Annotated in this window: 22 protein-coding genes; 9 read left to right on the plus strand and 13 right to left on the minus strand. The window is 63.8% G+C overall.

Annotated features, from left to right (window positions below; genetic code table 11):
• Position 1: 1 nt before the first annotated feature.
• Positions 2 to 823, minus strand: a complete 822-nt coding sequence (locus tag DGI_RS12250; protein ID WP_144284187.1) for a tetratricopeptide repeat protein — start codon at positions 821 to 823, stop codon at positions 2 to 4.
• Positions 824 to 1,022: 199 nt separating this feature from the next.
• Between DGI_RS12250 and DGI_RS17380 the strand changes: the two genes are divergently transcribed.
• From DGI_RS17380 to DGI_RS12265, 3 genes are all read left to right on the plus strand, one after another.
• Positions 1,023 to 3,917, plus strand: a complete 2,895-nt coding sequence (locus tag DGI_RS17380) for a hybrid sensor histidine kinase/response regulator (RefSeq protein WP_051286332.1) — start codon at positions 1,023 to 1,025, stop codon at positions 3,915 to 3,917.
• Between the two features lie 146 nt (positions 3,918 to 4,063).
• Complete coding sequence (locus tag DGI_RS12260) at positions 4,064 to 4,441, plus strand: response regulator (protein WP_021761407.1); 378 nt, start codon at positions 4,064 to 4,066, stop codon at positions 4,439 to 4,441.
• Between the two features lie 188 nt (positions 4,442 to 4,629).
• Positions 4,630 to 5,019, plus strand: coding sequence for a response regulator (locus DGI_RS12265; protein WP_021761408.1), 390 nt, complete (start codon positions 4,630 to 4,632; stop codon positions 5,017 to 5,019).
• 221 nt (positions 5,020 to 5,240) lie between these two features.
• Here the strand turns inward: DGI_RS12265 and DGI_RS12270 are convergent, their stop codons facing one another.
• From DGI_RS12270 to DGI_RS18480, 3 genes are all read right to left on the minus strand, one after another.
• On the minus strand, positions 5,241 to 7,175 hold the full coding sequence (locus DGI_RS12270; protein ID WP_081696760.1) for a DUF3859 domain-containing protein: 1,935 nt from the start codon (positions 7,173 to 7,175) through the stop codon (positions 5,241 to 5,243).
• Between the two features lie 12 nt (positions 7,176 to 7,187).
• Entirely contained in the window at positions 7,188 to 8,015 is an 828-nt protein-coding gene (locus DGI_RS12275) for a hypothetical protein (protein WP_021761410.1), read from the minus strand.
• Between the two features lie 76 nt (positions 8,016 to 8,091).
• On the minus strand, positions 8,092 to 8,280 hold the full coding sequence (locus DGI_RS18480) for a hypothetical protein (protein WP_144284188.1): 189 nt from the start codon (positions 8,278 to 8,280) through the stop codon (positions 8,092 to 8,094).
• Positions 8,281 to 8,324: 44 nt separating this feature from the next.
• Between DGI_RS18480 and DGI_RS12280 the strand changes: the two genes are divergently transcribed.
• Complete coding sequence (locus DGI_RS12280) at positions 8,325 to 8,990, plus strand: formylglycine-generating enzyme family protein (protein WP_158407332.1); 666 nt, start codon at positions 8,325 to 8,327, stop codon at positions 8,988 to 8,990.
• Positions 8,991 to 9,068: 78 nt separating this feature from the next.
• On the opposite strand, the gene DGI_RS12285 is transcribed toward DGI_RS12280, so the two are convergent.
• The 6 genes from DGI_RS12285 to DGI_RS12310 are packed head-to-tail and all read right to left on the minus strand — an operon-like array spanning position 9,069 to position 14,498.
• A complete protein-coding gene (locus DGI_RS12285) occupies positions 9,069 to 11,549 on the minus strand; it encodes a hypothetical protein (RefSeq protein ID WP_027192922.1) in 2,481 nt (826 codons plus the stop codon).
• A gap of 26 nt (positions 11,550 to 11,575) precedes the next feature.
• A complete protein-coding gene (locus DGI_RS12290; RefSeq protein WP_021761413.1) occupies positions 11,576 to 12,109 on the minus strand; it encodes a PulJ/GspJ family protein in 534 nt (177 codons plus the stop codon).
• Between the two features lie 9 nt (positions 12,110 to 12,118).
• Positions 12,119 to 12,658: a hypothetical protein gene (locus DGI_RS12295; protein ID WP_021761414.1), complete on the minus strand. Its 540-nt coding sequence runs from the start codon at positions 12,656 to 12,658 to the stop codon at positions 12,119 to 12,121.
• On the minus strand, positions 12,655 to 13,167 hold the full coding sequence (locus DGI_RS18810) for a type II secretion system protein (protein WP_021761415.1): 513 nt from the start codon (positions 13,165 to 13,167) through the stop codon (positions 12,655 to 12,657). The genes DGI_RS12295 and DGI_RS18810 overlap by 4 nt, the downstream gene beginning before the upstream one ends.
• Positions 13,160 to 13,852 (minus strand): hypothetical protein, encoded by a 693-nt coding sequence (locus tag DGI_RS18815; protein ID WP_021761417.1) that lies wholly within the window; start codon positions 13,850 to 13,852, stop codon positions 13,160 to 13,162. Before DGI_RS18815 ends, DGI_RS18810 begins: the two co-directional genes overlap by 8 nt.
• A 37-nt stretch (positions 13,853 to 13,889) precedes the next feature.
• On the minus strand, positions 13,890 to 14,498 hold the full coding sequence (locus tag DGI_RS12310; protein WP_021761419.1) for an RNA polymerase sigma factor: 609 nt from the start codon (positions 14,496 to 14,498) through the stop codon (positions 13,890 to 13,892).
• Between the two features lie 114 nt (positions 14,499 to 14,612).
• Between DGI_RS12310 and DGI_RS12315 the strand changes: the two genes are divergently transcribed.
• The 4 genes from DGI_RS12315 to DGI_RS12330 all read left to right on the plus strand — a co-directional run bounded on the left by DGI_RS12315 (position 14,613) and on the right by DGI_RS12330 (position 19,492).
• Positions 14,613 to 15,833, plus strand: a complete 1,221-nt coding sequence (locus DGI_RS12315; RefSeq protein ID WP_021761421.1) for an ABC transporter permease — start codon at positions 14,613 to 14,615, stop codon at positions 15,831 to 15,833.
• Positions 15,834 to 15,942: 109 nt separating this feature from the next.
• Complete coding sequence (locus tag DGI_RS12320) at positions 15,943 to 17,982, plus strand: methyl-accepting chemotaxis protein (RefSeq protein ID WP_021761423.1); 2,040 nt, start codon at positions 15,943 to 15,945, stop codon at positions 17,980 to 17,982.
• 118 nt (positions 17,983 to 18,100) lie between these two features.
• The gene (locus tag DGI_RS12325; protein WP_027192923.1) at positions 18,101 to 18,868 is read left to right on the plus strand and encodes a hypothetical protein; all 768 of its coding nucleotides are present in this window, start codon (positions 18,101 to 18,103) and stop codon (positions 18,866 to 18,868) included.
• Positions 18,869 to 19,003: 135 nt separating this feature from the next.
• Positions 19,004 to 19,492 carry an Hsp20/alpha crystallin family protein gene (locus DGI_RS12330; protein ID WP_021761426.1) on the plus strand — a complete coding sequence of 163 codons (489 nt, stop codon included), beginning with the start codon at positions 19,004 to 19,006 and terminating at the stop codon, positions 19,490 to 19,492.
• 163 nt (positions 19,493 to 19,655) lie between these two features.
• Here the strand turns inward: DGI_RS12330 and DGI_RS12335 are convergent, their stop codons facing one another.
• The 3 genes from DGI_RS12335 to DGI_RS12345 form a co-directional block, all read right to left on the minus strand.
• Positions 19,656 to 20,204: a rhomboid family intramembrane serine protease gene (locus DGI_RS12335; RefSeq protein WP_021761427.1), complete on the minus strand. Its 549-nt coding sequence runs from the start codon at positions 20,202 to 20,204 to the stop codon at positions 19,656 to 19,658.
• A 9-nt stretch (positions 20,205 to 20,213) separates the two neighbouring features.
• A complete protein-coding gene (locus tag DGI_RS17385; RefSeq protein ID WP_021761428.1) occupies positions 20,214 to 22,064 on the minus strand; it encodes a sensor histidine kinase in 1,851 nt (616 codons plus the stop codon).
• Between the two features lie 215 nt (positions 22,065 to 22,279).
• The gene (locus DGI_RS12345) at positions 22,280 to 24,211 is read right to left on the minus strand and encodes a motility associated factor glycosyltransferase family protein (RefSeq protein WP_051286337.1); all 1,932 of its coding nucleotides are present in this window, start codon (positions 24,209 to 24,211) and stop codon (positions 22,280 to 22,282) included.
• Positions 24,212 to 24,321: 110 nt separating this feature from the next.
• Between DGI_RS12345 and DGI_RS12350 the strand changes: the two genes are divergently transcribed.
• Positions 24,322 to 26,607, plus strand: a complete 2,286-nt coding sequence (locus DGI_RS12350) for a cysteine synthase (RefSeq protein WP_021761430.1) — start codon at positions 24,322 to 24,324, stop codon at positions 26,605 to 26,607.
• Positions 26,608 to 26,689: the final 82 nt, after the last annotated feature.

Here is a 26,689-nt window from a genome sequence, read left to right on the forward strand (position 1 = left end):
GTTAAAAATCAATCTGTATTTCGCGTTCACGGTATCGCCTTCTCTTGGCGATTTCAAGCAGGTCCCTGGCCTCAACAAAATTACGCTTCAGTGCAATGGCTTTGCGGCAAAAATGCACGCACCCGCGCAGGCTTCCTTTTTCGTATAACGTTCTTGCAATATTATACAATAAATGCTCGTCGGTCTTGCACAGCTTGTACGCCCGGGCATAATGTTTAAGGGCCTGGAGGTAGAGCTTGTTTTTCCTGAGCTGGATGCCGAACTCGTTGAACAGGTGTTTGTGCTGTTCCTGGAACGGATGATTGAGTTTGGCCAGTCGCTTGAACACCAGGGCGCCCTTGTCGCGGTCGCCGCGTTCCAGGTAGGTCAGCCCCAGTCCGAAGGTGGCGCGGATGTTTTCCTCATCCACCCGCAGGGCATTCTTGAACTCGAACTCGGCGCTGAAGGTTTCGCCTTTCTGATAGTGCTGCTCCCCCCGGGCAATGGTGCCGGCCAGGCTGTTCAGGGCCGGGGCCACCTGTTCCGTGTACAGCGCGGGTTCGGGGATGTAGCTGTTCAGCAGTTCTTCGCGGCTCAGGCACTGAATGGCGCCGGAGGGGATGAAGTTGCTGTTGAGGGGCTGCACGGAGAAGCGCCCGTCCTCCAGCTCCTCCACATACACGTGAACAGCTTGCGACGTTCGCTTTTTGGTGTGACCAAAGCCCACTACGCCCTTGAGCGTGGTGGAGAAGACTCCTTTAAGACGGCCCTTCCCGCCGTTCTTTGGAAGTTCGCTGGCGCCGCCGCCATCCCGCCTGGGAATGTCCACCATCAAATCCGCCATGAGCCGGGCTCCCTCTCACACGCAAGCATATCTCTTTGATTGCCTACTCAAGTTCCTTGCCAAGGTAAAGCGGCGCCATTGGCCCAAGGCCGCGCCACCCTCCTTTCGGGATTGACTTCTTGAGCTGCATTGGGGATATATATGCCTGCTGCCTGAATCCCCAATACGGGCAACGCCCTTCCAGGAGTCTCCCTCCGTGATGCCAGAGCCACATGCCGACCCCCTGCCCGGAGCAGATGAAGAACTGGCGCAGCTACGACGCCGCGTGGCCGAACTGGAGCAGACGGGCGAGGTGGTGGTGCGCCTGCGCGAAGAATTGGCCGAACAGCGGGCCATGAATCGGGCCATGCTCAATGCGGCTGCCGAGTCCGTCATGGTGCTCGACCCCTTGGGCACGGTGCTGGCCATCAACGAAGTGGGCGCCCACCGCCTTGGCAAGACGCCGGATACCCTCCTGGGCCGCTCCATCTTTGAATTCATGGCCGAAGAGCTTGTCCCCAACCGCCGGCGCTGGCTCAACGAGGCGGTGGAGACCAAAAAGCCCCTCCAATTCAAGGACAGTCATCGCGGCGTCACCTACGGCCACCGCATGCACCCGTACATTGACCCCCTGACCCAGGTGGTCCGGGTGGCCATTTACACCCGGGACATCACGGACAGCGAAAAGGCCATCCTGGCCCTGCGGGACTCCGAGGCTCGTTACCGCGCCATCCTGGAAGACCAGACCGAACTCATCTGCCGCTACCTGCCGGACGGCAAGCTCTCCTACGTCAACGAGGCCTACGCCCGATTCTTCAACAAGAACCGGCAGGATCTCATCAATAAAAACTACATCCCGCACATTCCCCGGGAGGATCTGGTCGTCATCCAGCAGCACATCATGGGCCTTTCGCCGGAAAATCCCGTCACGTCCTTTGAACATCGCGTCATCATGGACAACCGCGAGATCCACTGGCAGCACTGGACCCACCGCGCCATTTACGATGCCGCCCAACGCCTGACGGAATACCAGGCCGTGGGCCGCAACATCACCCGGCGCAAAAAAGCCCAGGAAGCGCTGATGGAAAGCGAACGGCGCTACCGCAGCCTGTTCGAAGATTCGCCCATCTCCTTGTGGGAAGAGGATTTCTCCCTCATCAAGGAACATTTCGATCACCTGACCCGCCAGGGCGTGACAGACATGGCCGCCTGGTTCCGTGACCACCCGGAAGACGTGGTCCATTGCGCCGGGTTGGTGGGCCTGCTGGACGTGAACAAGGCCACCCTGGAGCTGTTCGGCGCGTCGCGCAAGGAAGAGCTCCTGGACGGGCTCGGCACCATCTTCACCCCCGAAGCCTTCGAACGCTTCCGCGACGAACTGGTGGCCCTGGCCCAGGGCCAGCGGTCTTTTTCCGCCGAAACCACCCACCTGACCCTGCAGGGAGAGCGCAAACACGTCGTCATCCACCTCAATGTGGCCCCAGGCTATGAAGACACCCTGGGCAAGGTGCTGGTGAGCGTGCTGGACGTGACCCAGCGCACCCTGGCCGAAGAGCAACTCAACGAACAGCGGGTGTTCCTGCGGCAAATTATCGACACCGTGCCCTCCCTCATTTTCGTCAAGAACCGAGAGGGACGTTTCCTTTTGGTGAACAAGGCCCTGGCAGACCTGTACGCCACCACCCCGGCCGCCCTTGTCGGCAGAACTGGCGGCGGCTTCAGCCCCGACGACGACGAGATTTCCATCATGCAGCTGGAAGATGAAGAGGTGCTGGACTCCCAGCAGCCCCTGTTCATTCCCCAGCGAACCCTTACCTCTGCCTCGGGCGTGCGGCGGTGGTTCTCCACCACCAAGCTGCCCCTGCGGGGCAAGGATCAGCTCCTGGGCGTGGCGGTGGACATCACCGAACGCAAGGAGGCGGAAAACGAGCGCGCCAAGCTGGAACGCCACTTCCGCCAGGCGCAAAAAATGCAGGCCCTGGGCACCCTGGCCGGCGGCATTGCGCATGATTTCAACAACATGATCTTCGCCATCCTCGGCTTTGTGCGCCTTGCACTGCGGCAGGTGGATGAGAACTCGAAGACGTTCGAATACCTGCAGCAAATCCAATCCGCCGGCATGCGCGCCTCGGACCTGGTGCGGCAAATCCTCACCTTCTCCCGCCAGACCGAGCAGGAGAAAAAGCCCGTGCATCTGCTCTCCCTGTTCAAGGAGATCACCAAGATGCTCCGGGCCACCCTGCCCGCCACCATCGACATTGTGCAGGATATCAGTCCCGGCGTGGACGAATCCACGGATACCATCCTCGGCGATCCCACGCAGATTCATCAGGTGATCATGAACCTGTGCACCAATGCCGGCCACGCCATGCGCGAGCGCGGCGGCACCCTCACCATCTCCCTGGTGCATGTGTCCCTCTCCCCCCAGCAGGCCCGGGGCGTGGTGGAACTGCCCCCCGGCGACTACCTGGAACTGGGCGTGCGAGACACCGGGCACGGCATTCCCCCGGACATCCTCGAACAGATTTACGACCCCTTCTTCACCACCAAGGCCCCTGGCGAAGGCACGGGCATGGGCCTGTCTGTGGTCCACGGCATCGTCAAAAATCATGGCGGCAGCGTGGCCGTGGATACTGCCATGGGCAAAGGCACGCTCTTCACGGTGCGGCTGCCGCGTCTGTATCAGGATTCCGACCAGGAAGAACGGCTGTGCCGCATTTCCCCCACCGGCAAGGAACATATACTGTTTGTGGACGACGAAGCACTTCTGGTGCAGATGGCCGGGGAAATGCTCTCCCAGCTGGGCTACACCGTCACCGGCGCCACAGACCCCCTCAAGGCCCTGGAACAATACCGACAAACCCCGACCAAATTCGAACTGGTGATCACCGATCAAACCATGCCGCACATGACCGGCCTGGAGCTGGCCACCCAGGTGCTGGCCATGCATCCGGACAAACCCGTCATTCTGCTGACGGGATATTCCGAATCCGTCACCAGGGAATCAGCCGAGGCAGCAGGCGTGGCGGAGTTCATCATGAAGCCGGTGGTGGAAGAGCAACTGGCCCAGACCATACGACATGTGCTGGACCAACGTGGCCGAATGCGTGTATGACATGATGATGGTTGCGATGCTGCCCCCCCGGACCAGGCGACAGGACCTTGCCTGCGCGGGCACCGCCTGAATCCCCCAGGAGTCCCCCACAAATCCCCAGGAGGACCCCCCGAGGACCAGGCGCCGGGCCACCTTCAGGAGGCGACATGATCAAGCTGCTGCTCGTCGAAGACGATCCGCAAGTCCGTAGCATGCTTTCAGAAACCCTGCGTCAGGAAGGGTACGAGGTGGTGGAGGCCGCCAACGGCCGCGAGGCCATTGCCGCGTACAAGGCTTCCCCGGCGGATCTGGTCATCACGGATATCATCATGCCCGAGCAGGACGGAGTGGAGACCATCCACAGCCTGCGCCGGGACTTTCCCCAGGCGAAGATCATCGCCATTTCCGGAGGCAGCGCCAATGTGCGCGGGGAATATCTGCTGGGCACGGCCGATGCCCTGGGCGCCATGAAAACCTTCAAAAAACCTGTGGATATCAACCTGCTGCTGAAGACCATCGCCGATCTGCTCGGTGCAAAAACCTAAGGCAGCTTACTGTTGAAAAGAGCCATCGGGGGAACGCCTTTCTGCAAAAAGGCGCTTCCCCCGAATCCCCTTTCCAAAGACGTTTTTCATTCCGGCTTCATCCCAATACCCCATTGTTTTTGATGTGGAAATGGAATACATGCCACAACATACAGCCTTTGATTTCATCAAGCAACGAGGTACACGCCATGACCACGCAACACCATCAACCCATCGTCCTGCTGGTGGAGGATGATCCGCATGTACGCGCCATGCTTGTGGAATCTCTCACTGGCGAAGGCTTTGTCACCCTGGAGGCCGCAAACGGCAAGGAAGGTCTGGCGCGCTTTGCCGCCGGCAAGGTGGATGTGGTGGTGACAGACATCCTGATGCCCGAAATGGAAGGCCTGCAGTTCATCAAGGCCCTGCGCGGCCAGGCCCCGGAACTGCCCATCATCGCCATCTCCGGCGGGGCGGTGCATCTTTCCCCGGGCTGCAATCTGGAACTGGCCAGCATGTTCGGCGCCACGCACGTCATACAGAAGCCGCTGAACATTGACGACCTGGCCGCCACCATCAAACGCTGCCTGCCCGCCTGACGGCCCGTGCAGGGCCGCCGCCAGAGCATTTTACTCTTGAAAAATGATATTGCGAGAGGGGAAACCTTTTTGCAATGGCCTCTCCCCTCTCGCACTCTCCCCTTCCCAAAACGTTACGAGCACCTTGGAATCACGATAACAGTCTTTGGAAAGGGGTTCGGGGGAAGAACCTTTCTTCGGAAAGGGTCTCCCCCGAGCACTCCTTTCAAAGACAACGTGCCTTATGGCCCGCCCGGCGCCTCCTCCACCACCATTGGCAACACGCCGTGCGCCTCATGGATCGCCTGGGCTGCGGCCTTGGCCGCCGGCAACGTGGCATAGTCCCCTACCCGCACGGCATGCACCCGGCCCAGCGCGCCGGGCAGCTCCACCCTGCGCGCATCCAGCCCCTTGGCCGCCCAGACTGCGCACTGACGCTCCGCCTCATCCTTTGATGCCGTGGAAGCCAGTTGCAACACAAAGCGGGTACCGGCCGGGGATGCGGCCGGCTTTCCTGGGGATGCGGCACCGGCGCTGCGCGAGCGCCCTTCTTCCTTGACCACCATGGCGGACAGCCCGGCCTCCGGAGCGTGCCGGGCAATCCAGTCCGCTCCTGCCGCCGAGGCCGCCTGGGCATTGGCGAAGTCGCCCACCTGCACGGCAACGCCGTGGGCCGGCACGTCGGTCACCACGGCCGGGCGTTCCTTGCTCGTCACCAGACGCCGAAACGCCTCGGCCTCGGCCCGCTTCTTGAACGGCCCTATCTGCACCTGCACCTGTCCGACCACACCGCGCGAGGCAGTCTTGGCAAATTCCTCCACCGCCGGCGTAATGCGAGGCCGGCGCTCCACGCCGGGAGCCACCTCGTCCGGCTGCTCGGCTTCCGGCGCTTCGTCGGTGGCGTTGTCCTGCGCGTGCCGACGCGAACCGATCTGCTCCAGCACTTCGTCGGTCCTGGCCATCTCCATCAAGGCATTCAACCGGCTCTTGGTCTCTTCCATGGAGAGCAGCGGTTCCGCAGGAGCCGGCGGCGGCGGGGCCTGGGGTTCTTTCCAAACCACGTGCTCCACCGGCTCGGGCGTGCGGGTGAGCAACGGCAGCCGCACCCCGCGAGCACGCAGTTTGTCCATGGTCCGCACAGCCTGATCCCGGCCCGAACGCGTGGCGTCGAACGGCCCCACGCGCACCGTGTGCAGCACGCCTGCATCGCCCTGCAAGGATTCGATGAACACCTGGATGCCGTACTGCGCAAGGGAATCGGCATAGGCCACCGCCTCGGCATGCTCCCGATAGCTGCCCAACTGGACGGCCAGGGCCTCGCCCGCCGGCCCTGCACGCTCACTGCCCTGATCCGCCGACGGCTGGGCAAAATCCCACACCACCACGGCATGCCACATCCCGGTGGAACGCAACACCGGCTTCACCACGGCGGGCAGACCGGCAGCCGTGCTGCGGCCGGCAAGGGCCTTGGCCTCGGCCTCGTCCAGAACCATGGCAGCCACGCCGGGCTCAATGCCGCGCAACAGGGCCAAGGCGGCCATCCCGGCTTCCGGAGTGATTGCACCGCCACTCGCGTTGCCAGTCGCGTTGCCAGTCGCATTGCCGGCAGCAGCCGCAGGAACCTTGGGCGTCAGAGAGATGGAAAGCTGCGCCTCCGGTTCGGGCATCGTCTCTTCAACCACCTTGAACGTCTTGGAAAGCAACGCCTTTCCCTGGTGCGAGACATCAAAGGTCCAGTCCCCGGGCGCAAGTTCCCAATCGGCCAGAAAGGTCCAGGCCACCAACACCGGCACCCCGACACAGGCCGGCACTTCCCACTTCCGGCTGCGGACAGGCTCGGCATGGCCAGGCTGCTGCACCGGTGGATGCGAGAGTTCCACATCCAGCCGCGCCGGAGCGCCCTGCTTGCCGCCTTCGATCAGCAGTTCCATGCCAAACCGGGCCAGCAATTGCGCCGACACCGTCTCGCCCTGGCGCGCCAGTTTGGCATGCACGCCGGCGCAATCCATGCCCCTGGGGGCCGAGGAGACGTTTTCGCCATACATGCCGGCCGCCTTTGCCGTAGCGGTGAAGGCGGCTGCAGCGGGGACCCAGCCTAGCAGGAGAGACGCCACCGCCGCCACGGGCAGCAGGCAGCGGCAGCGCCCCTGCAACAAGACATGCGTGCAAGAGAACATGGGGGGGAGACGTTATTCCACGATAAGCTGTTGTTGCCGGGCCCGAGGGGCCGCGGTCGGAAGGGGGGCCGCTGGCGCAGAGGGGGAGGACTCCTGCGCTTGCGGCGCGCCCGGCGCCTGGGCCGGGGGTTCGTCCTTCCACTGAATGGACCATGCACCCTCGCCGTCCACATAAAAGGCATACTGCCCGCCAGTTTCGAGGACGAGTTGCGTTGTGGCGTTGTCCGGCCCCTGCAGCTCGAACAACGGCAGCTCCGCCGAACCGTCCTGCGGCAGCAGCAGCACCACGGCCACGTCTTCCCCTTGATACTCCAGGGCAATCGTCTTGCTTCCCGGGGTCAGTTCCAAAAAGGCGCTTCGAAAATCCCCGAGTCCGGCAAGGTTGAAGCCGATTTTTTTGCGCTGCGTGGTGGTGGTCGGCGCCACAGGATTCTTCCCCACGGTATCGTCCATCCGATAGGTGACGTCGTATGACGCCGGCTGGCCATCCTGCAGGCCCACAAATACCTCCAGAAGGGCACGCTGGGTGGGCTTGAGGGGCGGCAGACTGATGGTGCGGCGCCACATCTCGCCGCCTTCCCGCTTCTGGGCCACGATTTCCACCTGCACCCCGGCGAGTACATGGGTGGAAACATTCAGGATCACGCCCCGGAAATAGCCGCGCTCATCCACGCCGAATTCGCGGGTTCCGAAATAGTCAGGATCCAGATCGATGAGCTTGGCGCATGCCCAGGGCGCATGCCCCGCCACCCCGGCCAGGGCCAGGGCCAGCACCAGCAGCCACCACCGCCCCGCCGGGACGGCACGCTGCATGAAACCAGTGAACGATGTACGGACCATGAAACACTCCTCGCCTGGGCAGCGCCGCCAGGGACACTCCGGCTGCCCGAATCGTGCGGAACAGCACTTGACGAATCTACTTCTCCTGCTGCATCATTGTCAACAAGGATGAAATTTCTTTAATCAACATTACAAAAACGCACGCACTCTGCAGCGGTGCGCCTGCCGCACCGGCATACGTTGTTGCAATATCCATCCATCCACCTGCTTTCCGTGTTGTGCCTGCATCAACACAGAAGCGCATCGTTTCAGGAGTGGTGTTCAAACATGATAATGAAACTGCTTGCATTCCTGTTTGCCGCATGCATCATGTCCCAGACACCTCCGGCAGTTGCCGCCGGCGCACAGCCCGTCACCTGGACGGACCCCCTGAGCGGCATTGCGTTTGTCTGGATCCCGGGCGGCTGTTTCGAGATGGGCATGACGCCTGCGGAAGAAGCGGCCCTGCGCGCCTCGGTGCCTGAGCGGTTCTTTGCCAAGCACTACGGCGACGAGCCCCGCCGCCAGGCCTGCCCCGAGGGCTTCTGGATGGCCACGCGCGAGATCACCCAGGCCCAATGGACCGCCGTGACCGGCATGCCGCCCCAGCACTGCATCGATGCCCAGGGAGAAACGCTGCCCGTCACCTGGGTGCCCTGGCTTGAAGCCGCCGCCTTTGCCCGCGCCCTGAACGGGCTGCATAACGGCACCCAGTCCTTTGCCCTGCCCAGCGAGGCCCAGTGGGAGACGGCCTGCCGCCAGCAGGCTGCCGGTGGATCGGGCCGTGCCGAGGCGCTCCGAGGCCTGCTCGACGCGCCCGACGAATGGGTGGACGAGTACTACACCGCCGACGGCCAGCCCCCGGCCGTGGAAGATCCTGCCGCCATGCGTGTGCTTAAGGGCGAACGCTGCTCCAACCGCCGCGGCGCGGTGCCCGGCTATGTACACTGCGGCGTGGGGTTCCGCCTGGTGCGGCTGGCGCCAGGGCCGCAATAATTCCGCATCTCCCTGCCCTGGCGGGAGTGGCGGGAGCCTGTGCGTCAGGCTCCCGCCGGGGGGAAGGCTCGTCTGTCCTCAGTCGTCAAAGTCGTTGCATTCCGCACAGGCGCGTTCATCGATGGGAATATCCTTCGGTGCGCGGAACTGCATGATGATATTGCTGAAGTTGGCCTCCTGCGTGGCGCCGCCCGTGGCCTGGGTGATCCCGAGCAGGAAGGTGTCGAACTTGTTGTGGTCCGCTGTACTCAGATAAAAGGTGCGTTCCAGGGCTGGCGGGTTCTTATCGGTATCCAAGTCCCCGGACGTATCCGCGAAGTACGAGTTGATGTACTTTGGGCAGTAGTTGGCCTTGTCGGCGGTTGACGGGTTGTCGCATCGCCGCACCCAGACGATCATCCGATACGGATGGTAGGGATTGGAGGCGTCGCCATGGGTGCCGTCGGTCACCGTTGCGTCAGGGTCATAGACGTCCGCCTCAAAGTCTGCCTTGCCGCGGTGCACTTCCATACGGATGGCGAGGTTCTGCTTAAACAGCTTCCAGTTTGTGGAGTTGCCCATGACCTCCGCCCCGTTGTCATAGCTGGTGGGATTGGCACTGTCAGTGATGACGGGGAAGACGGCGGACTCATAGGTCCTCGACGTATTGTTGGCCAGCTTGCCCGCCCGCTGAAAATTGGGCGGATCGAAGAGGACGTAGAAAATCATGTCCCTGGAGGAGTCCGTACTCCAGTTGGACCCGTTGTACGTGGCGAAGTTGCCGGGATGCGTCGGCGCGGTGCTATCCACCTGCACGCGCAGGTTGCTGTCTGAGTTGCTGGTGCCATATTCCAGCACCAGGGCGTACCACCCCGGCGTCAGCAAGTCGGATTTGCTGGTGCTCCAGGTGCCGGTAAAGTTGAAGCCGACGAACACCGCAGTGCCATCGGTGTAGATGCATTCCTTGGTGCTGGAGGAGGTGGTGCCGTCCGTGGGCAGGATGCGGTCGGTGACGGTGTCAGTATTGGCAGTGCTTTCGGCCAGATACCCGCCCGTGGGCACACGGCCGGACCCGGATGTCGTGGTGGCGTAGATATATGCCTTCAGGTTCTTGCCAATTTTCGTGCCGGCCGGGGTGCGCAGGTAGATGTGTGCCTGGGCAGGACGCAGCGGCTCCTCCAGATAAAACGTCTGCGCCACCCGCCGGACAGACGACGTGCGCATGGTCACTTCATTGTCGCGGTTGGCGACAGGATTATGGTACTGCAGAGGGTTCCACATCCAGCTTTCGCGGGTGTGCTGGTTGTCGTCATAGGTGGAGGAGCCGGCAGCGTTGGAGTATTTCCCGCCTGTGGACGCGGAATACGCGCTGGTGCTTTCTGCCTTGTACCAGGCGCAGCCCCAGGGCAGATCCAATCCCCAGCCGACGAACGCGATATGGTCAAAGGCGCCCGGGCCAGAGCCGCCGCCATAGTCGTAGCGGCTGGCCCCTGTTGGCTCTGTTTTACGATACCAATATTGCGACTTGGACTGGTTGTTGGAGTACCCGCAGATCCTTTTCCCTTCGTTGCCGTAGTTGTCGATTTCCACCCCCAGCTTGGGCGCCTGGATGCCGTCGGCTCCAGGATCGACAAATCTGGTCAGGGTCGATCCGGAATACACCCGCGAGTCTCCGGCATAGGCGATCATTTCGCCCCATTTCGAGTTCCCACCCACGGCGTACTTGTCGTTGTTGTCGCCGTTGAACAGGGTGATGACCAGCCCGTCGGCATCGTTTTGTTCATACCAGACGGTCATGAAGAAGCGCATGCCGAGCTTGAAGTCGCACTCGCCCTCCACGCAGGTATTGTACTTGAAGTTACGACTGCCGGTGAAGGTGGCGATGCCGAAGTTGTTGAACTCGCCCGCGCCCACGCTGAAGGCGTTGGGGCCGTCCACCTCGCCAGGCGTCACTTCCTTGCCGTCGGAGCCGCCGTATTCCGACTCCGACGCCGAGCCACGACGCGCCCGGCTGCTGTAGGAGATGTCGTCCTTGCCATCGACCTTTTTCGTGCCCTGCTTGGTGGGATCCGAATTGATGACTGTGAAATCCTCGAAGTCTTCCTGCACGGAGCTGGCAATAGCGGAAGAATCCTCCTGGGCCTCGCCCTCCATGTAATAGGTCGCCTCGCGGGCTGTGCCCGGGGCGGCAACGCCGAGAATGCCGGCCTGCACCTTGAGGCTGGTGAGCCGCTGCACGGAGGTGAAGGTGTACTGCCCGATGAGGTTGCCCTGGTCGTCATGCACCTCGAAGATCTGGTCCTTCAGGCTTCGGTGATTCGTGGGCACGGTGTTCAGATAAGCCAGGCCTGCCATGGCGACGTAGCGGGCCTGCATGATGTAATGCTCGCGCAGCTGACTAAACTGCGTGGTGGAGGTGATGGACACCATGGCCGCCGCAACGGCGGCCACCACGGTGATGATGATGGTGACATACACCAGCGAGAAGCCCTGCATGGTGCCGTGCGCAGTCCGGCAGGCAGTCTTGGACGCAGGAGATGGCTGGCCCCCTGGACATGAAATGGAAGTGGCGACGTACATAAGAAGTGCTCCTGATTGCGAAGCGGCTAGGAGAAATGGAAAATGACGGGCTGAATGCGGGTGGTGAAGGTTCTTTGGCTTCTTCCGCTCCCCCCACCGGTATCCGCCCCGCCCACAGTCACTTCCACTTCTATGACTTCCGTTGTGGCGTTGTTGAAGCTCGATGTCGGATTGCACGTCGTATCGCTGGTGGTGCAATAGCGGAGGGTGAAGCCAAGCACATTATCCAGCAGAACATCACCATCGAGCAGCAGGTTGTCGTTGGTGTACGTCAGGGTCACGGGATTCAGCACGCCATCGGCGAACTTGAACCGGGGCCGATAGGTGATGCTGGTTTGCGTGCCGGCAGTGACTTCCGCCAGATGCTGCAATTCCACATACATTCTGCTCAGGGCCACCTGGGTTTTCTGGGCCATTCGCAAATGGTCCGTGGACATGACATATGAGCGCATGACCTCGGCCATGCCCATGGTTCCCGCAGCTGCCACCATCCCCAGGATGACCAGCGCAGCGACCATTTCCACCAGGGAAAATCCGCGTTGTGTTGCCCGAATCCGCATGCTCGTCTCCTATCTGCCAATAAACAGGGTCATCTGCTGGGGATTGACCGTGCTGTTGCTCTGCAACACCACCCGCAGCTGCTGCATGTCCAGGGTGTCCGTATCCTGCACTTGCACGCATTCGATGTCCGTAATGGTGATGTTGCCATACTTGCTGGCATTGGCCTCCAGTTCCGTCTGAAACAGCATCAGCGCAGAAAAGTGGCCAGCCCCTTCCTCCACGGCTGTGGCATTGTTTCTGGGGTTGTACCGCGGCATGCTGGCGTTGCACACGTCAAAGTCTTCCGGCGGGGAATCCAGCCAGCTGCGCGCATAGTTGTTGTAGTAGTCCGCCAGGATGTTTTCCATGGCATATTCCAGGCTCTTGTCCGCCCGCAGGGATTGCACGGGCGCGTCAATGGTGGTCCCTGTCTGCATGAAGGAAAAGACCGCCGCCCCGACAACGGCCAGCAGGCTCAGGGTGGCGATGGTGTCGACCAACGTGAAGCCGGTCGCCGGAGAGATGTGCCGCGGGGGGCCGGCGGCTGCCGCGCGAAGAGAGCTGCTCATTGGATGAACCCCGTATTTTGCGTCAGAACGAAACTGCCCACACTTGACCCAGAGGGCAACGCACTGGCCTGCACCGTAACGGTGGTGTCGGCGGTCAATGCCACGCCCTGGCAGTCGCACGGTTGTCCGCGGTTGTTGAAGGCGATGTTCTGTGAGCCGAACAGGGACACCCCGTGGGGAACGCCATACGTGACGGAATCGTGCCCAGGGATGCGCACCAGGCGCACGTCATCCGGCTGCGCGGTGCAGTTGCGCTGCAGTTCATAGGTGTCGCCGTTGATATTGATATTCCAGAGTTCGTCATCACCCATGGCCATGACCTGGGCAAAGCGCAAGGTGGCCTGCAGGGCCTGCACCTCGGCATGGTAATTGACCTCCATCGTATTGAACCGCGTGGCGACGAAGCCGGCAAGCAGACCAAGGATGATCAACGTGACGACCAGTTCTATCAAGGTGAACCCGGCCTGCATCCAGGAACGGGCGACTGCGCAATGGACCTGCTCAGGCATGGCGTCGTTCTCCTGCACATGTGAACAAAATGGTTCCAAGAAACGATCCCAACACCAGACCGCAGCCAGACAAGGCCACGGCGGCAAGCACTGCGCCGTGTGCCGCAAAGCTGGCGGCAATGCCCAGCCCGTTGCCCAGCACCACTGCCATGTACACCACCAGGCCCAGCCGGGCCAGGGCGCGGGTTGCAGGCGTGCGCCGGGCGGCCAGCATCCCCAGGCAGAACAGCAGCGCGGCCAGCGCATAGGCCAGCTCCGGCTGACGTCCCACCAGACTGGGAAACATGTGCGCATAGCCCTGCAGCTCTGCCGCCAGCACCAGCCCCATGCCCACATGCAGCAGCCCGACAAAATGGAAAAAATAATGACACCGCCCGGCGGTGGCGGCAATGATGCGTCCCGGCAGCCAGGCCGCGACGCCAAGCTGGCGCTGGTACCAGTCCTGCAGTCGCCCGCCCAGGCCCGGACGCCTGAGGGGCACCCCGGCCATGACCCGGCTGCACAGCCCCGGGGGCGGCAGGGCGCGCTCGCCGTGGCGCAGCACAAGGGCCAGGCCCTCCAGCTCCGCCAGACAGCCCGCCACGTCCCCGCCAGCAGGCAGGACAGCGCGCAACTCGTGGCGCTCCTCGCTGGTCAGGCCACGAACCGCCGGCTGCAGGGTTTCGTTCTCCAGTTCATGTCGCATCAAAACTCCGTCCGGTGTTTCCCGTGTCTTCCCGATCTCAACCCCGTACATGGCCGGGCAGGGTTTCCCGCAATCTGGCCAGCCCGCGATAGACCCGCATCTTGGCCGCCTGTTCGGAAATTCCCAGCACTTCCGCCAGCTCCCTGAATGAAAGATCCTCGGTGAACCGCAACACCAGCGCTTCGCGCAGCTCCAGGGGCAACTGCATGAGATGCTGCGCAAGGGTGCGGCCCTGCTCGGTGCGAAACAACATCTCCTCGCCATCCGATGCAGCCATCCGGGCCTCGAAGGCGGTTCCGGCGGTCATGCTGGCGTCGTCCTCGGGCGGGCTGCCCTCCTCCACCAGATGCGCGCAGCCCGTCACCATCCGGCGTCCCCGCTTGTTTTGCCGAAACGCCGCATGGCGGCAGATGGCGAACATCCAGGGCGTCAGCCGGACGCCCGGCTCCAGCCGGAAGGTGCCGAGCTTGTCGTACATGCGGACAAAGGTTTCCTGGACCAGATCTTCCGCCTGATCCGCAGACCCGGTAAGCACGTACGCCATGTGAAAGAGCGGGTGCTGATACGCCTCCACCAGCAGCGCGAACGCCTCGCGGTCCCCGGCGAGCACCTGGCGGATGATGGAGTGTTCGCGTTCCTGGTCCATGCTGTTGAAGACAATAGTCCCGAGGGGGCGCAATAGTCACAGATTTTTTTACCATGCGTTAATCTTTTCGAAGCGCCCTTGCCTTGTCTGCAGTCCTGCCGCTAGAGTCCCGCCATGTGGTTGAGCCTCAAGATCGCCCTGGCCTCCCTGGCCGTGCACAAGCTGCGGACCATCCTGGCCATGCTGGGCGTGTTTCTTGGCGCATTGGCCCTCACCGGGGTGCAGCACGTCTCCAAGTCCATGGTCCGGCAGGCCGAGATGGAAACGGAGAAACTCGGTCCCAATCTGTTCGCCGCCGTCTCCGGCCAGGTGCGCTTCCGCCGCAGCGGCGCCACCACCGGCACCCTGGCCCATACCTTCACCATCGCCGACGCCCTCACCCTGCAGGGGTCGTTGCCGGGCGTGCTGGCTGGCTCGCCCTTTGCCCAGAAAAGCATTCCCCTGAAGTTCAACGCCATCCAGATTGCGGCCACCCTGGTGGGTGTATGGCCGGACTACGCCCGGGTGCGCAGCCTGGAGATGGCCCACGGCCGCTTCATCACGCCGCAGGACGAAGCCGGCCGGGCCATGGTCTGCGTGCTGGGCTGGGCCATCGCCGAGCGGCTGTTCGACGACCCCGCCCGCGCCGTGGGCCAAAGCATCCGCGCCTATCGCGCCACCCTGCACGTGGTGGGCGTCTCCTCGCCCAAAGGTGCAGACCTTGCCGGCAGCAACCAGGACGAGCAGGCTTATGTGCCCCTGGACACCTTCATGCGCAGGCTGTCCAATCAGGACTGGATCAACGGCGTCTACCTGGAGCTGGCCCCCACGGCAGACAAGGCCGCCCTCAAGACGGCCGCCGCGGAGATGCTGCGCCAACGCCACCGCATCGGCCCCGGCCAGCGCGAGGATTTCAGCGTGCTCACCGCGGAAGACACCATCCGCCTGCAGCGCCAGGCCCTGGATCTGGTGGGCACCCTGGGGCTCATCAGCTCCAGCATCTCCTTTTCCGTGGGCGGATTGGGGATTCTGTCCATCATGATCCTGCTGGTGCGGGCCCGGCGGCTGGAAATTGGCGTACGCCGCGCCGCCGGTGCCCGGCGTGCGGACATCATCCGTCAGTTCCTGCTGGAAGCCGGCCTCATGGCTGGTGTGGGCGGGTTGCTGGGTGTGGCCGGAGCCATGCTCCTCATGTTCGCCGCGGCGCAGTTCGGGAAACTGCCCTTTGTGGCCGACCCGCTGCTGCTGGCTGGCGCCCTGGCCGGCTCCACACTCCTGGGGCTGGCTGCCGGCGCCTATCCTGCCTGGCATGCCTCCCGCCTGCAGATCCTCGACGTGCTCAAACCGGGCGCGTAATCCCGCCACTGCGTATTTCCCCCTAAAACTGACGGATTGACTGCCGCCCCAAAGTTGATAGGTTCCCCCTGCAATTGCGCGACAGAATTATACGCCGGGAGATATCAACATGCGGCTTCGCCTACGGCACAAATTGGTGGGAGGCTTTCTCGGGGCAGCGGTCATCACTGCAGTCGTGGGCTTGGCCACCTTGCGATCCATCAATGCGCTTGACCAGAACATCATCTCGTTGACGGACGTGCAGCTGCCTGCCGTCGAACACCTCATCACCCTGAAGGCCGAGGCCGAACGCCTGCGGGTGGCCACCCGCACCCTGCTGGCGCCCGGGATATCCGGGGAGGACAAGGCCCGCCAGTACCAGAATGCGCAGAGCGCCCAAACCGCCCTGACACATGCGTTCGAAACCCTGGCCCCCCTGCTGGGTCAGGATCCTGCCTGGACCGAGCTGCATGCCGCCTGGAAGGAATGGGACGCCAGCAATGCCCTCTTCCTGCAACGCTCCCATGAACTGGACGCCGTGGACGTACGCAACCCCACGGATCTGCGCCGCAAGATGGAGCTTTTTCGCGGGGACCATTACGCTCTGGCCACCAATGTGAACAATCTCCTGCACCTGGACATGCCCCTGCAAGGCGGCACGGATCCCACGGCCTGCAACTTCGGCAAGTGGCTGCAGGGTGAAGGCAAGGCCATCCGCAATCAGGCCATCCAGAATGCCCTGCAGGATATCACGCCGCACCACAACGCCTTCCATAAAGGCGTGGCCGACATCAAAAGCCACGTGGCCGCCAAGGATCATGCAGCAGCTGGTGCTGCATACAAAACCATGCTCCCGGCCATGGCCTCCACCTTTTCCATGTTCGGCGCGCTGGCTGCGGAGGCGGACAAAGCCGAGGCCATGTATCAGGAAATGTACCGCCAATCCATGGTGGTGACCCGGGACAGGCAGGTGGTGACATTCCAGGTGCTCGACCGGCTGCTGGAGCACGTATCCGCCGCCACACAGCAGGCCTCCCAGCAGGCCCAGTCCAGTGCCAGCCTGGCATCCACCGTGGCCGTGACCGGCATGGTCGCGGGCACATTGCTGGCCGTGGCGCTGGGACTCTTCCTGGCCCGCATCATCACCCGTCCCCTGCGCGAGGGAGTGGATGCCGCCCAGGGCATGGCCCGGGGAGAATTGTTCCATCAGGTGACCTACGCCGGCAGCGACGAAACCGGCGACCTGGCCCTGGCCTTGCGGAGCATGATGGGCCGGCTCAGGACCGTGATTCTGGACGTCAAGGGCTCTGCCGAGCGTGTGGCTGCCGGCTGCGAGGAATTTTCCTCCTCCAGCCAGAGCCTTGCCCAGGGAGCCACAGAACAAGCCGCAGCCATTGAGGAAATTTCCTCTTCCATGGAGGAGATGTCCTCCAGCATCGCCCACAATACGGAACACGCCCAGAAGACGGACACCATCGCCATGGCTGCAGCGAATGAAGCCCGGCAAAGCGGCGAGGCCGTGGCCCACACCCTGGCCGCCATGCGACAGATTGCCGAGAAAATCAGTATCATCGAAGAAATCGCCCGCCAGACCAATCTGCTGGCCCTCAATGCCGCCATCGAGGCGGCCCGCGCCGGCGATCAGGGCAAGGGTTTTGCCGTGGTGGCCGCGGAAGTGCGCAAACTGGCCGAACGCAGCGGCACGGCGGCGGCGGAAATTGGCACGCTGTCCGGCTCCAGTGTGGCTGTGGCTGAAGAGGCGGAACGCAAGCTTGGGCAACTGGTGCCGGAAATCCAGCGCACTGCCGCCTTGATCCAGGAAATCGCCGCCACCTCCGAACAGCAGAAAGCCGGCGCCATGCAGATCAACAAGGCCATCGGCCAGCTGGATCAGGTCATCCAGCAGAATGCAGCCACAGCCGAAGAGGTGAGCAGCACGGCCCAGACCCTGGCCGCCCAGGCGGTGCAGATGCTGGAGGCCGTGGACTTCTTCGCCCTGGGGCAGTACGATCAGCGCAATCAGCGCGCTCTGCCCGGCGATCTCTTTGCCAATCCGGCCAATCCGGCCAATCCGGCCAATCCGGCCAATCCGGCCAATCCGGACAGGCAGTCCCGCCAGGGCAAGTCGCCGCAACCGCCCCGCGCTGCGCATCAATTGGCGCGATTTTGATTCCCCTGTCCTGCTGACAGCGCAGGCATTCTTGCGATAGCATGCATATGGTCATGGCCGCGGGCCGGACTCCCCCGCCCGGGCCATGGCCGCTGTGCTTGCATTGCAGGATTGTCCCATGCCGAACGCCGTTGCCCCCGCACGCATTGAATTCATTCTGGTATATGCCTGTCCGGCATGCGGACGGGAAGCATTGATCAGACCCCGGGAAACCGCGGCTCCAGCCACCTGCCGGCACTGTCGGCACGTCTATCGGCCTTTCCCCCTGGCCGATGCAGCCCGGGACGCCATGCTGGCGGCCTATGCCAGCCATCAACCCCCTGCACCAATGACCGTCCGGGTCGCGGGGTTGCGCGGCCTGTGCTTTGTCCTGGCCGCAAACAGCCAGCCCCTGCAATTCGATACCCTGGCCGAAGTGGACACCCTGCACGCCAGCCTGACCAACGGCCTGGCCAATGCCGACGTGCCCTTCGCCATGGGGCGCACCCTGCTCCTCCACGGCTCGCTGCGGGAAGTGGGCGAGCCGGGCGACTTCGCCTTTGCCGTCATCGAAGGACCAACCCGACGAGCCGAAGCCTTTCTGGAGTTTGCGGTTCCAGGGCCGGATCTCGCCGCCCTGCCCCGCGGCAGCAGCGTGTGTGTGCGGGGCGTGTGCCGCGGGCTTATGGGATCGCACCATCCCCTGTCCATGGTGTTCAGCGATTGCCGTCTGGTGGGCCTGCAGGGTCAGCTGTTGCCGCCCGGCGGACAGGTGGCGGATGCGGCCATGGACTTCCCTCCGAACTCCCCGGGCAATCCGCTGGATGCGCATGTGATTTTTCAGTACCCCCCAGCGCTGGCCCAGGGTGAACAAGACCGCGGGCCATTCACAGAACAGGCTGGATAAATTGACGAACGCCCCAAGCTGAGCCCGGCATTGTTTCCCGTGCGGCAAGGCCCGTCAGCATCTTGACACGGCATGCTCCCTGGTTATGTTGCTTGTGCAACCACCACAACATACATCATGACAAGGAGGTCCATCATGTTCCGCACCTTTGTTCCCGATGTGCAGCGCCGCCGGGTCTCTTTGGGGGATCCCCGCCGTCCCGGGGGCATGACAAGCATGGCCGACCTGGCCAATCTGCTGGAAGACTTCTGGAAGACGCCGCTGGACGGGCTCCCCTTCGCTCGGATGACCGAAGGCGGCGTGACGCCGGCCATGAACCTGCGCGAAATGCCAGACGCCCTGGAAGTGACGGCCGAACTGCCCGGCGTGGCCGCTTCGGACATCGAAGTGACCATCGACAAGGGCATCCTGACCATCAAGGGCGAAAAGAAATTTGAGGAAGAAACGCAGGAAGGCGCATTCCATCGCGTGGAGCGCAGCTACGGCAGCTTTTCCCGCAGCGTGTCCCTGCCCTCCCCGGTGGCGGAAGACAAGATTGCCGCCAACTTCGCCAACGGCGTGCTCACGCTGACCCTGCCCAAGGCCGAAGAAGCCAAGGCCCGAAAGATCGAAATCACCAGCTAACGCATTTTACTTTTGAAAGGAGTTCTCGGGGGAAAACCGTTCTAAAGAAAGGTTCTTNCAAAAGGTTTCCCCTCTCGTATGTCCTTTTTCAAGAGTAAAATGCTCTCACGGTGCGTGCCGGGGGAGTCTGCAACGCCGGGCTCCCCCGGCGTCTCTCGTGCTGCTATGGTTCCCGATCCGCCAACGCCAGGCCCACGCCGGCGCCCACCACCCCGCCGATGAGGTGGGAAAGCTGGGAGACGGCATCATCTCGCAGCAAATCCAGCACTTCCGTACCCAGATACACCCCCAGCACCAGCAGCATGGTCACGGGCAGTTCGCCGCGTCGCGCCCCGGCCACGGAGGCCAGCCCGATGCAGGTGAACACCACGCCGCTGAGTCCCTGCACCCGGTGCCCCAGTCCCAGGGCCGCCAGGGCCGTGACCACGGCCGTCAGCGCCGCAATGCTCAAAAACCAGCCGGTGCCGTGCCGGGCTTCCACCATGGGACCCAGCAGCAGCAACAGCAGCAGGTTGTTCGAAAGGTGGGAAAAGTCCACATGTCCCAGCACGTGGAGCACGCATTGCGCAAAAAAGAGGGGGTCTGCCGGGTCCACCCGCACGGGGGAGGCAAACACCCCGGCCACGGCAGGCAGCAGGGCCTGCAGTCCTAACACCAGCAAGGACGCCGCGCACAGCCCCAGCGTCCCTGGCGCATTCCAGGATAGTTTCATGATGGGATGCTACTCCTGCGCAGCCTGCCAGGGCGGCAACACCACCGTCACCGTGGTGCCGTGCCGCTCGTCGCTTTCCAGACACACCGTCCCGCCCTGGACCTCTGTCATGAGCTTGACGGCATAGGCCCCCAGGCCCAGCCCTCGCGGCTTGCCATGGCTGACGTATTTTTCGAAGAATCGGGGACGGATTTCCGACGGCACCATGCCGGGATTGTGGACGCTGAGCAGGCAGCCGGCCTCGCAGACGATGCGCACGTCCACCTCTTCGTACGGGCGGCAGGCTTCCAGGGCGTTGCGCAACAGATTGGCCAGGATGGAATAGCACAGCAGGGGATCCGAGGCCGCCATGGCCGTCTGCCCCCCACCGGGGTGTTCCAGCACGCTGCCATTGACCGTGGCCCGGATCATCACCTCCAGGCTCCGGGCCAGGGGCTGCAGATCCTTGAGCACCTTGCGCAGCATGACGCAGAGATCCACCGACACAGGGGTAAAGGTGTACCGGCCTTGCTCAATGCGCACCAAATCCAGAGACCGGGTGATCATGGTTTGCATCTGCATGGCGGAAAGCTCCACCTGCAGCAGCAGCTCGGCCTGTTCGGCATTGAGGGGGCCGCTCATGCGCACGAGTTCCGGGATGGGCAGGATGGCGTTGAGGGGGGTTTTCAGATCATGCTGGGTAATGCGTTCCATGTCCCGCCGCAGTTCCTCGGAGCGTTTGCGGTCGGTGATGTCGTCCAGCAGCCAGATCACCCCGCGTTCCAGATGCGGCGGAGAAAGGGCCTTGCCCCACAGCTGCACCCACATGAGCTCGCCGTCCTTCCTGCGCAACTGGCACTCCGCCTGCAGCAGATCCCGGGTGGCCAGCTGGGCGAACAGCGTCTGTGCGGCTTCGGCGTACGTCTCGTCCGAAAGATGCAGGCAGCGGGCGCTCTGGCCCAACAGCTCTTCGGGGATGTAGCCCAGCAGCTCGGCTGCGCGGCGGTTGCAGCGCACGATGGTGCGGTCCCCCTGCAGTTCCAGGATGCCCACCAGGCTGTTTTCGTAAATGATCTCCAGCTCGCGCAGGGTCTGCTTGAGGTGGCCTTCCGCCCGCTTGGCATATTCCACGTCTTCCATGATCAGCAGATAGGCCAGGGGCCGGCCCTGATCGTCCCGCATGAGCCGCATGGCCCGATGCACCCAGACGACACCGCCATCCTGACGCAGGCAACGATGCTCCGCCACGGTGGATTCGGCCTCGCCAGCCAGCAGGCGGCCCATTTCCAGGGTCAGCACGGCGGCATCGTCCTCGGCAAAGAGATCCGAGATCCACAGCCGGGTCAGCAGGGTTCGCTCCACCCCGGCAATGCGGGCGAACTCCTCGTTCACCAGTTGCAACCGACGGTTCAACCCCACCAGCGCCATGCCCACGGGAGCCTGCTCCACAATGCGGCTGACAATCTCCTCCTGTAGGGCCAGGGGCATGGCCGCCTTCTGGCGCGCCTGGGCCCGACGCAAGGCCGTGCGCATGGCCGGCTCGTCCAGGGCATCCCACACCAGCACTTCCAGCGCGCCCTGGGCCAGCAGATCCAGGCTGGCTTCCTCCCAGGGGACCACCGCCACCACCGGCGTGAGCGGGCCGGCCTGCAGCAGCATGCCCATGGGTTGATGGGAGGCGGGATCGCACGAAAAAAACACCACCAGATCAAAGCCGCCGCGGGACAGCAGCCGTACGGCATCGCCCAGGTCATCCGCCAGCGTCACACATTGGGCAGGCAGCAGTGCCTGCAGCCGGGCACGGCGATGCGGTTCCTGCGCCAACACCAGGATGGTCAGTCGGTCTGCGCACGCGGGGGAGCAGGCGCATTCGTCGGTCACGCGGATTCTCCTTCACCAGACTGATGACACTCGCCAGCCCACTGTCACAGGGGCGGCAGCCTTCCCGGCTTGGGGAACATCCCCCTGATCGGTATCGGGTCAAGCTACCCCAACGGGGCGAGACTGTCATCCATGAATCCTGCGGGACTGGCGCATCTCAGATCTGACGCGACGGCGATCTGGGGCGTTGTGCGATGGCTCTACCGCAACCGCCTTCATCCCAACGCCGATCGGGACCGGATGGATGCCGCCCCCGCCGTTGCCGGTCGCATGGCCCGGGATCTGGCCCCTGCTCCTGGATTGACGCCGCAGCCGCACACCACACGGTCCATCTCCCGGACCTTGGTGTTGACCCGGCTGCAAATCTGGCGCAGGGCCGGCAGGTCCCGGGGGGCGAAGGGGCGTCCCAGGTGCAGCATGCCGTTCACATCCATGACTTCATTATACAGATACGGGAGATACAGCGGATCCTGGCGCAGGAAAGCCCGCAGTCTGGAGACGGCCTCGCCAATGGCCTGCTGCTCTTTTTCCACCTTCTTGAAACACTTTTCCAGGTGCTTGAGCAGCGCGCGCAAGGACGAGGACCATTGGTCCGACCGCGCCGGATACGTCGGCCGCGCCACAGGCTGGCGGGCCTGCTCCAGCAGCTCCAGGACCCGGGCCACGCTGCCGGCATCGGAAGCCGGCAAGGCCTCGGCGTCCCATGCCGCCGCATCCACCTGCCGCGCGCCGGCAATCACCGCGCCGCCGCCATACAGATTGACCACGGGCACGCCGCTGCGGACAATCTCCGCCCCCAGCTCCCGCAGGGCCGTGGTGTACGACACCGTGGACCAGATGGCCTCCCCGGCGGCGTTTTTCAGGGGCACCCGGTTGGGCTCGGCCGCGCAGTTGGCATGGTGCCCTGTCACATGGGACTGCTCCGCCTTCCAGGCAAAATCCTGCCCGGCCAGTGTCACCATCTTGACGCCGAGCCATGTCAGCAGCCGAAACAACGCCACGCTGACGTTGCCGCCGGCATTGAGCACATATTCGCGATCCGAAAAGATGTAGGTGCCCAACCCGCCGCGGGTCCAGACCGGGAGCCTGGGACCAGGATAGCCGGCCACCACGTCCGGCATGATCTTGGTGGAGTACAGCAGCGGGATGCCGCGGGCATAGTCCGGATCCAGGCGATCATACACCGCACGCATGCCTGCGGAATAGTCAATGGCCATGCACAGATGCGGCCTGATGCCCAGCCGTTGCAACGCCGGCAGGGTCTGCAGCGCGGTGACCAGCAGCACGTCTTTGGCAGCAGCCAGCAGCGGCGCCGTCTGCTCCAGGGACGGGCCCGCCCCCAGGATGACGGCGTGCACCCCCCGGCCCTTATCGGCCAGTCCCTTGATGGATCCGTGTTCCATGGCGGCCTGGAAGTTGCCCAGCTCGTTGCCCACCATCACATCCTGACGGCGGCGCATGGTGCTCAGCTCCACGGCAATGCCTTCCAGCAATTCGCGCAACATGATCGTCAGCTGGGCGTATTCCGGGCCAAGTTGCCGGCTGGGCGTATCCCCTTTGAGATCGATGCGGCCAAAGAGAAACTGCACATCCAGTTGTTGCAGGGCATGATCCACCACCTCCCGCACCGGCGGCAGGAACAGGATTTTTCCCCGCTCAATAAAGGGGGCATAGTCCGTGGAGGCCAGGGCAGCCAACAGCAGCTCCGGCCGTGGCTCCACCACCAGAATGCGATGGGCCGGCGGGAGAAACCGCAGCAATTGGTTGATGCCGTAGCCCAGACCACAACCGGCCACCACCGTGGCCGAGCGGGCCAGCTGCTCGCGGGAGGACGCGTCCTCGGCGGGGGTCCAGTCCCGATAAAACACCGGCGGCGGCGCCACGGCAAACAGGGAGGACCCGCCATCCAATCGCCAGTCCGCAAGGCCTGGCCGGTGCAGGAAAAAGCGCTCCCGGAACAGGGGCCCGGCCTGGGGATTGGCCTCCAGCCAGGCGGCCACGGCCGGAGAGGCGGCAGCCAGGGCCGTGAGGTTTCCCTGCAGATACGGGGCGTGTTCCAACGATTCGCAGTCCAGCAGCGCGTGTTCCATGAGCTCGTCCTTTGCGGCCAGCGTCAGGCGGTTGTCGATCCACAGGATTGCTAGCAACTATCCTGCCAGTCTGATGACGTGGCCAGCTTGCAAGCAGGGCCGATCGGCCGTATGATCCTCCCTGCCGCACACGCCCCGCATCTTCAACAGACACCAGAGTTTGCCGCATGCACCATGAGAATGTGCTCACCGCCGTCGGGCAAACGCCCCTTGTGCGCATCAACCGCGTCTTCTCCAAGCCGGGAGTGACCATCCTGGCCAAGCTCGAAGCCCGCAACCCCGGCGGGTCCATCAAGGACCGCGTGGCCCTGGCCATGGTGGAGGCGGCGGAGCGTCAGGGACTTCTCGGCCCGGACAAGATCATCATCGAGGCCACCTCGGGCAACACCGGTGTGGGCCTGGCCATGGTCTGCGCCGTGAAGGGCTACAAACTTCGACTACTCATGCCGGAAACCGCCTCGGCCGAGCGCAAGATGATCATGCAGGCCTACGGCGCGGAAATCCAGCTCACCCCCGGCCACCTCTCCACCGACGGCGCCATCGAGGAAACCTACCGCCTGGCCCGCGAGCATCCCGAAACCTACGTGCTCATGGACCAGTTCAACAATCCCGCCTCCGTCGCCGCCCACTACGATGGCACCGGCCGGGAAATCTGGGAGCAGACCGAGGGCAAGGTGACGCACGTGGTGGCCACCCTGGGCACCTCCGGCACGGTGATGGGCATTGCCAAACGCATGCGGGCCTGCAATCCGGCCATTCAGGTCATTGCCCTGGAGCCGCGGCCCGGGCACGCCCTCCAGGGGCTGAAGAACATGCAGGCATCCTACCCGCCTGGCATCTATGATAAAAAAGTCCCCGACCGCATCGTGCGCGTGGAGGACGACGAGAGCTTCGAGATGTGCCGCCGCCTGGCCCGGGAAGAAGGCCTGCTGGTGGGCATGAGCTCCGGCGCGGCCATGGTGGGGGCCATCAAGGTGGCCCAGGAGCTGGAGGAAGGCCTGGTGGTGGTGCTGTTCCCGGACAGCGGCGAACGCTATCTCTCCACCCCGCTGTTTGCCCGCCGTCCCCAGGCCGGCCTGCATCTGCACGACCGGCGCACCGGCCAGCCCGTGTACCTGGAATCCGCCCCCCGGCCCCTGGGGCTGTACACCATGGCGCCACCCCTGGACGCCATCCACATCATGGACGATCCCGAGCCCTGGCGGCGCATGGTGCATCTGGACGTGCTGGCCCGACAGCTGCGCGCCCGCGGGGTGGATGCGCAGGCCGTGGCCGGCGTGGCCGATCTGGACGACCGCGCCCTGGCTGCCGCCCGCGCCGAGGGCGTCTCCCGCGAGGCCCTGAGCGAAGCCCGCCTGAAACACTTCGCCTGGCAGGCCGAGGCCCTGGGCTGCCGCGCCCTGGGCTTCTTCCCGGCCAGCAAGGCCGTGCCCCGGCTGCTGGAAATCGCCGAGAAGCTCCTGTCCAAGGGGGCGGCGTACGAAAAACTGCGCTCCGTCTATTTTGACGTCCTGCGGTTCCCGGAATACGGGCAGCTCTCCCACACGGATCTGGAAAAGCTCTCCCTGGGCAAGACCGTGGATCTGGCCGACTACGTGAAGGAGAATCCCAAGGACTTCACCCTGCTCAAGCGTGTGTCCCTGCAGGATCTCAAGCATGGGGATCTCATCCCCACCAGCTGGGGCAACGTGCGGCCCAGCTGGTTCCTGCAACTGGCGGCCGTGGCCCTGGAGGCCCTGCCGCGTCTAAGCGTCTTTCTGGCCGGGCAGGCGCACAGTTTTCCGCATCTGGAGAACTTCCGCGCCATCTGGCGGCTGGGCGCGGGTGTGGAGCCCCTGGCCTGGGTGACGCTGCAATCTCCCGCAGGCACGCTGGATCCGGCCCTGCTGCCGGCCATCCCTCCCCGCGCCCTGCGGTTGTGGCTGCTCTCCGCCGCGCCGTCCAAGTCGCTGCAACTGAGCGCGCACAACCTGGAGATGTGGACGGCCAACTGGAACCGCATCCAGCAGGCCGCCGCCGTGCTGGTGGAACTCGCCGCCCAGCCCGCCCAGTCGGCCCAGCCGGCTCCCGCGGTCAAGACCCTGTGCGACGAGCTGACCCGATCCTTCCAGCACACCATGGACGAGGCCTGCAGCCTGCACCGCCATTGGCCCACCCTGTTGCGCGGCTGCCGGCGCATCCTCTCCCAGGCCAGCACCCTGACCCCTGGCGATGCCGCCGCCCTGTGGCAGACCCTGTGCGCCCACGATGACATCCTTGGCCTGCTGGATCACAGTCGCCTGCCCCTGCCGGCCAGCGCCTGGCCCGCCGAGGTCGCCGCCCTGGTGGCCGAACGCGAAGCCGCCCGCCGCGCCAAGGACTACCCCGCCGCGGATCGCCTGCGCGAGGCGTTGCAGGCCGCCGGCTGCCGCGTGGAAGACACGCCTCACGGCCCGCGGATCTATAAGGAATGATTGGTCCACGTTCAAACAGTCAGGACGGACCATGCGGCAGGCACTGGACTTGCCCGCCGGCAGACGATAACGCTTCATGGAC

This window comes from Megalodesulfovibrio gigas DSM 1382 = ATCC 19364, assembly GCF_000468495.1.
GTDB classification, from domain to species: domain Bacteria; phylum Desulfobacterota; class Desulfovibrionia; order Desulfovibrionales; family Desulfovibrionaceae; genus Megalodesulfovibrio; species Megalodesulfovibrio gigas.

What these genes read in the sequence shown, in the direction of transcription:
- DGI_RS12250 (WP_144284187.1), bottom strand. Translation starts at nt 823, where the DNA reads ATGGCGGATTTGATGGTGGACATTCCCAGGCGGGATGGCGGCGGCGCC.
- DGI_RS17380 (WP_051286332.1), top strand. Translation starts at nt 1,023, where the DNA reads ATGCCAGAGCCACATGCCGACCCCCTGCCCGGAGCAGATGAAGAACTG.
- DGI_RS12260 (WP_021761407.1), top strand. Translation starts at nt 4,064, where the DNA reads ATGATCAAGCTGCTGCTCGTCGAAGACGATCCGCAAGTCCGTAGCATG.
- DGI_RS12265 (WP_021761408.1), top strand. Translation starts at nt 4,630, where the DNA reads ATGACCACGCAACACCATCAACCCATCGTCCTGCTGGTGGAGGATGAT.
- DGI_RS12270 (WP_081696760.1), bottom strand. Translation starts at nt 7,175, where the DNA reads ATGTTCTCTTGCACGCATGTCTTGTTGCAGGGGCGCTGCCGCTGCCTG.
- DGI_RS12275 (WP_021761410.1), bottom strand. Translation starts at nt 8,015, where the DNA reads ATGGTCCGTACATCGTTCACTGGTTTCATGCAGCGTGCCGTCCCGGCG.
- DGI_RS12280 (WP_158407332.1), top strand. Translation starts at nt 8,325, where the DNA reads ATGTCCCAGACACCTCCGGCAGTTGCCGCCGGCGCACAGCCCGTCACC.
- DGI_RS12285 (WP_027192922.1), bottom strand. Translation starts at nt 11,549, where the DNA reads ATGTACGTCGCCACTTCCATTTCATGTCCAGGGGGCCAGCCATCTCCT.
- DGI_RS12290 (WP_021761413.1), bottom strand. Translation starts at nt 12,109, where the DNA reads ATGCGGATTCGGGCAACACAACGCGGATTTTCCCTGGTGGAAATGGTC.
- DGI_RS12295 (WP_021761414.1), bottom strand. Translation starts at nt 12,658, where the DNA reads ATGAGCAGCTCTCTTCGCGCGGCAGCCGCCGGCCCCCCGCGGCACATC.
- DGI_RS18810 (WP_021761415.1), bottom strand. Translation starts at nt 13,167, where the DNA reads ATGCCTGAGCAGGTCCATTGCGCAGTCGCCCGTTCCTGGATGCAGGCC.
- DGI_RS18815 (WP_021761417.1), bottom strand. Translation starts at nt 13,852, where the DNA reads ATGCGACATGAACTGGAGAACGAAACCCTGCAGCCGGCGGTTCGTGGC.
- DGI_RS12310 (WP_021761419.1), bottom strand. Translation starts at nt 14,498, where the DNA reads ATGGACCAGGAACGCGAACACTCCATCATCCGCCAGGTGCTCGCCGGG.
- DGI_RS12315 (WP_021761421.1), top strand. Translation starts at nt 14,613, where the DNA reads ATGTGGTTGAGCCTCAAGATCGCCCTGGCCTCCCTGGCCGTGCACAAG.
- DGI_RS12320 (WP_021761423.1), top strand. Translation starts at nt 15,943, where the DNA reads ATGCGGCTTCGCCTACGGCACAAATTGGTGGGAGGCTTTCTCGGGGCA.
- DGI_RS12325 (WP_027192923.1), top strand. Translation starts at nt 18,101, where the DNA reads ATGCCGAACGCCGTTGCCCCCGCACGCATTGAATTCATTCTGGTATAT.
- DGI_RS12330 (WP_021761426.1), top strand. Translation starts at nt 19,004, where the DNA reads ATGTTCCGCACCTTTGTTCCCGATGTGCAGCGCCGCCGGGTCTCTTTG.
- DGI_RS12335 (WP_021761427.1), bottom strand. Translation starts at nt 20,204, where the DNA reads ATGAAACTATCCTGGAATGCGCCAGGGACGCTGGGGCTGTGCGCGGCG.
- DGI_RS12350 (WP_021761430.1), top strand. Translation starts at nt 24,322, where the DNA reads ATGCACCATGAGAATGTGCTCACCGCCGTCGGGCAAACGCCCCTTGTG.